This window comes from Actinomycetes bacterium (genome assembly GCA_036510875.1).
Classification (GTDB): domain Bacteria; phylum Actinomycetota; class Actinomycetes; order Prado026; family Prado026; genus DATCDE01.
In genome coordinates, this window is the sequence record DATCDE010000235.1 from 1 (window position 1) to 2,418 (window position 2,418).

Below are 2,418 nucleotides of genomic sequence, written 5' to 3' on the forward strand. Positions count from 1 at the left end.
CGTGGTTGATGCTGCACATTGCTGATGGCAGAAGTCCCGCCAGATGGGCGCGGGTAGGAGCACGTCGGGTGTTCGCGAGGAAATTGAGCTCTGGGTTGGTGCCGCTGTGTGATCGCGATGATGGGGCCTTCGGACTGAGAGGTAGTCACGTGTGATGCGGCACCCAAGAGGCAGGGAGGGCGGGCAGCTGGAACGCCGCTTCAAGATGGGGCGGGCCACTGTTCGTGAGGACACCGTCGCCGGCGTGGTGCTCGGTATTCAGAGCGTGCCGGACGGTCTCGCGACTGGCCTGTTGGCTGGGGTCAGCCCTTTGTCGGGGCTGTACGCGTACCTGGTCGGCACGATTACGGGTGCGGTCGTCACGAGCTCGTCCTTCATGGCGGTTCAGGGCACGGGCGCGATGGCCATGGTCGTGGCGGATGTGCCGGCAGTTCACACGGCCAGTGACCCCGGTCGTGCGTTGTTCACGCTCTCGCTGCTGACCGGCGTCGTCATGCTGGCGGCCGGGCTTCTGCATCTCGGGTCGGTCCTGCGGTTCGTGTCGAATGCGGTGATGGTCGGGTTCATCAACGCTGTTGGTGTCAACATCATCCTGGGTCAGCTGGCCAACTTCACCGGGTACGACGCGCAGGGACCGAACCGGATCGCCCGCACTCTCAACACTCTGCTGCACCCCGGACAGCTTCACCTGACGACCGTGGTCGTGGGGGCGGCCACGATCGTGCTGATCGTCCTGCTCGAGCGCACCAGGCTTGGTCCGCTGGGACTGGTGGTCGCGGTCGTGGTCACCTCGACTGTCGCGATAGTTGCCGGGTGGTCCGAGGTTGCGACCCTGAAGGATCTCGGGGTCGTTCCCCAGTCCCTTCCGCGGCCTGAGGCCCCGATGCTCCGGCTTGTCCCTTCGCTGGTGGTGCCGGCACTGTCGCTGGCGTTCGTGGGGCTGGTCCAGGGGGCGAGCATCTCGGCCAACTTCCCCAATCCCGACGGCCGCTACCCTGACGCGTCACGTGACTTTGTCGGGCAGGGGGCCGCGAACGTGGCCGCGGGGGTCTTCCAGGGGATGCCGGTGGGCGGGTCCCTGTCGGCGTCCTCGCTGAACAAGGCGGCTGGGGCGCGGTCGCGTCTGGCTCTGGTGATCGCCGGGGTGGTGATGGCGGTCGTGATCGTCGCCTTCGGCCCTCTGGTGGGCAACGTCGCCATGCCTGCCCTGGCCGGGCTGCTGATGCTGATCGGCTACCGCACTATCAAGGTGGCGGATCTGGCGTCCGTGTGGAAGACCGGCGTGGTGCAGAAGGTGGTCCTTGTCACGACTTTCGCGCTGACCATGGTCATCCCCCTGCAGTACGCGGTCCTGGTCGGGGTGGGGTTGTCCGTGATCCTGCACGTCGTGCGGCAGTCGAACCAGATCACCATCAAACGACGGCAGATCGACGCCGATGGGCATCTGGTCGAGACCGACCCCCCGGCCGAGCTTCCGGCCAACGAGGTGGTCGTCCTGCAGCCGTACGGGAGCCTGTTCTTCGCCGCCGCGCCGGTGTTCGAGACGGGCCTGCCTGCCCCGGGCCCGGCCTCGCGGAACTCTGTGGTGATTCTGCGGCTACGTGGCCGCAGCGATCTCGGGACCACCTTCATGGACGTGCTCCGCCGTTACGCCGAAGGTCTGGCGGCCGTCGGTGCAAAGCTTGTCCTGGTGTCCACCAACGACACCATCGACGAGCAGATCGGCGTCGCCGGGATCACCGACGTGATCGGCCCCGAGAACGTGTACCGAGGCAGTGAGCGGGTGGGCGCCTCCGTGGAGCGTGCCCAGGCCGACGCGGCGGCGTGGGTCGAGGCCAACCGGCGTCCTGGCGAGCCCAACGCACAGTAGTGAGGCCCTCACCGCGACGCCGTCGGGCCGGATTTCCTCCCCGCAGGGTCAGGCCGCCGCCTGATCATGAGGCGACCGGAGGTGTGCCGGCCGGTCGCGGATCAGCAGGACGATGCTGACCAGCCCGATCCAGGCCGGGAAGACGTAGACGGTCGGTTCAGCGACCGTGAAGTTGACGAACTCGAGGATCCCCACGATGTAGGTGACATAGATCAGCCATCCAGGTAGCGCGTTGGTCTTTCGGCTCAGGGCGGCGGTCGAGAACATCACCAGGGTCGCGATGCGGGGAGCGAACACCGAGAGCAGACTCACCGCCAGAGCCCGGGACATCGAGGCGGCACCCGGGTCCACCGCCTTCCCGCCGGCCTCAACCAGAACCGAGGGCGCGGCCAGGGCGGAGGTACCAGCGATCATGACCCCTGCCATCAGCACACTGCCACCGAGGAAGACCGTGCCGAAGAGCCTGGGCTCCCGCTCACCCAGGCGCCCACGCACGACCCCGACGAACCAGAGGAACCCGATGGTGGCGATGACGATGACCTGCAGGA

The 2,418-nt window shown here is 67.2% G+C and carries 2 protein-coding genes; one reads left to right on the forward strand and one right to left on the reverse strand.

Annotated elements, in window-relative coordinates; translation table 11 throughout:
- The first annotated feature begins 154 nt into the window (after nt 1-154).
- Complete coding sequence (locus tag VIM19_13645; GenBank protein HEY5185914.1) at nt 155-1,870, forward strand: SulP family inorganic anion transporter; 1,716 nt, start codon at nt 155-157, stop codon at nt 1,868-1,870.
- A 48-nt stretch (nt 1,871-1,918) separates the two neighbouring features.
- Here VIM19_13645 and VIM19_13650 read toward each other — a convergent pair.
- Nucleotides 1,919-2,418: hypothetical protein (locus VIM19_13650; GenBank protein HEY5185915.1), on the reverse strand; the 500-nt coding region annotated here is incomplete at its 5' end.